The organism is Acinetobacter sp. YH12097 (assembly GCF_013419225.1).
GTDB classification, from domain to species: domain Bacteria; phylum Pseudomonadota; class Gammaproteobacteria; order Pseudomonadales; family Moraxellaceae; genus Acinetobacter; species Acinetobacter amyesii.
Genome location: NZ_VPAN01000088.1, coordinates 1 through 2,936, shown reverse-complemented (window position 1 = coordinate 2,936; position 2,936 = coordinate 1). Strand labels below are relative to the sequence as shown.

1 protein-coding gene and 1 pseudogene are annotated in these 2,936 nt (G+C 38.3%); one reads left to right on the top strand and one right to left on the bottom strand.

The window, feature by feature from the left end; genetic code table 11:
- Positions 1-124 precede the first annotated feature (124 nt).
- Positions 125-406, bottom strand: a pseudogene (locus tag FTU37_RS16450) (IS4 family transposase); the annotation flags it as partial.
- 382 nt (positions 407-788) lie between these two features.
- Between FTU37_RS16450 and FTU37_RS16445 the strand changes: the two are divergent.
- Complete coding sequence (locus FTU37_RS16445) at positions 789-2,408, top strand: oleate hydratase (RefSeq protein ID WP_180027353.1); 1,620 nt, start codon at positions 789-791, stop codon at positions 2,406-2,408.
- The last annotated feature ends 528 nt before the right edge of the window (positions 2,409-2,936 follow it).

Sequence of the window (2,936 nt, the reverse complement as noted above, 5' to 3'; positions counted from 1 at the left end):
CAAGTAACTTGGACCAGTGTTGATCATTTAGCATTGTTCGAGGCATAGCGAGTGTAAAATTGGGTTTGGCGATTTAATTTTACTATCTCGCTATTTTTTTAATCAACAAATGTCAACAGACCCTAGTTCTATCCAAAGTTAATTGGACTTTATCGAATGAAAATATATTGAAAATTAACTGAGAAATTTGACGATAATCGAAATACTGATCTGCAAAGAAGCGTTGTATACGTCGGTAAAATGATTGTGGTAAGCACTTGATGGGTAAGGCTTTAGATGCAGAAGAAAGATTACATGTCTGTTTTACAATTAATGCAAGCATAATCAGTGTAAAATATTTTGCATGTGACTTGTTCCACTTTAGATATTTGTTTAAGATGAGATGTAACTCATTGAAATGTGTCATCATATTCGTCGTCAGAAAACAAGTACTATGCCATTATTTCAATAAGTTATCTTTTTTGTCGTGTACAAAGATATTTTTTAATGATAAATAAAAAGCCTATTTTTAAAGAAATTTAGCATACGGCATAGTGAAAACAACAATAGAGCAATTACTCAACAATAAACATTAACATCAATTATTTAGATCATATTCAATTTTAATAAAAAGACAAATGTGTATTAAAAATAGCCATCATACGTCTATTTTTGATTACAAAATATAATGAGGGGATTGCTTCCCATTTCATACATTTTTCATATATAAAAAGACATACTATTTTTAAGGTTTTTCTAAACCAATTTTTTTACTTCATAATTTTTAACATCATAATTAAAGGTGAACCATGCAAAATAAGAAGCGCACCCCATTAGACGCGCAACAGTCCCATCTTTGGATTATTGGTGGTGGTATCGCAGGTATGGCTGCTGCTGCATTTGCAATCCGTGATGCCAAAGTCCCTGCCAAAAATATCCATATTTTAGAAGAACTCGATATTTCAGGTGGTTCGATGGATGGTGGACATACACCGCATGCCGCGCAAGCTTGGGTAACACGTGGTGGGCGAATGCTGACCGATGAAACTTATTTGTGCCTATGGGACTTATTTTCCAGTATTCCATCTTTGGAAAATCCAGACATTTCGGTGCGTGAAGAATGTCGTGAGTTTAATGAAAAAGTGAAAACCCACGGCAATGCACGGTTGATTGATGCCGAACATGTCATTGCGGATGCAGCAAAGCTTGGTCTGAATACGCTACATCGTGCACAGATGCTGCGCCTATTAGCTTCAAAAGAAGAAAAAATTGGCAGTCGCCGCATTGATGAGTTTTTTGATGAAACCTTTTTTGAAACCAATTTCTGGCGCATGTGGCGCACGACTTTCGCTTTTCAAAAATGGCACAGTGCAGCAGAGTTAAGACGCTATTTCTTGCGTTTTATTCAAGAATTGCCACGCATTCATACCTTAGCGGGTGTGAAACGTACCAAGTACAACCAATATGACTCGATGATTCTGCCCCTACAGCGTTGGTTAGTCGCACAAGGCGTCGATGTGCGTTTTGGACACTATGTCACAGATGCAGACTTCATTACCAATGCTGAAACTCAAGAACGCTACGCTTCACGCCTATATGTACAATTGCCTGAAGGCTCAGAGCAAATTAATCTGAAAGCCAATGATTTAGCTATTTTCACTTTAGGCTCTATTACAGCAGACTCACGTTATGGCGGTAATCATGACGTGCCTGCCCTTATTCGTCATCGAGAAGATCATGGCTGGACGCTTTGGGAAACGCTGGCACAAAAAGCCCCAGACTTTGGCCGTCCAATGACTTTTTATGGCAATGTCGATGAACATAAGTGGGAGTCTTTCACTCTGACCATGAAAGATGACGTGCTACTTAAACGTATTATTGACTATACAGGCAATGAACCAGGCACAGGCGCACTCATGACTTGGTATGAGTCGGGTTGGCATTTATCCATCGTGGTTCCTGCACAGCCACACTTTGCCGACTTACCTGAAGGTTTATATACCTTATGGGGCTACGGTTTCCAAATTGACCATATAGGCGATTACATCAAAAAACCAATGTCCGAAGCCACGGGGCAAGAAATCCTAACAGAACTGATTAAACAGCTCGGTTTTGACGACATTTTAGATCATGTTTTGGCAACGACTGATGTTACTACCGCCATGATGCCATACGCCTCTGCCCTATTCGCCTGCCGTAAACCGGGGGATCGTCCACAGGTAATTCCACAAGGCTCACAAAACTTTGCTTTCCTTGGACAGTTTGTGGAAATTGAAGATGACGTGGTCTTTACTGTGGAATATTCAGTTCGTGGGGCGATGCTTGCCATTTATGAATTTTTTGGGGTGGAACGTGAAATCCCTGAAATTTACAACGGTCTACTTGATCCCAAAGTGGGTTTAAAAGCTTTAGAAACAGTGTTCCACTAAGTTTTTAATATATAGCGATAAGAGCACCTTTATGTCGCCACTATTACATAGTTTAATTTAAGCAACGTTTGGATACACGAGTGTGGCAGGGATGCCACACGTTATCCATCATAATAGGGATGTTATGTATGGGTAACAAAGGCTTTTGCTTTCTTTTGGCTTATCAAAAGTAAGGGTATTGCCTACACAAACACCTTTTATACTTTATTGAAAGTTGAGGCCGTGTACGCACCTAATTTTAAATTGGATAAAAAGAAAAATTAGATAAAACTTTATACCTCATTCGTAAATAAATTGACTAATCAACATAGGAAAAACATCTCCACGTTTTAAATAATACTCCGAAACTGACTAAGTGCTTTTCTATCTTTTTCTCATGATTTTAGATTTCATAAAAATTACCTCTGTACACGACAAATTTCATAGGATCCTTGTCCTATCAGGCTTTTTCTTTCTTAAAATTGCTAGCACTTTCTTAAATTCTTCTTTTTTTCCAAAACCAATCAAACGTAGAATAGCCATTTGAAC

Bases quoted from the DNA above. Each gene is read 5' to 3' on its own strand.
- FTU37_RS16445 (WP_180027353.1), top strand. From the start codon at position 789: ATGCAAAATAAGAAGCGCACCCCATTAGACGCGCAACAGTCCCATCTT.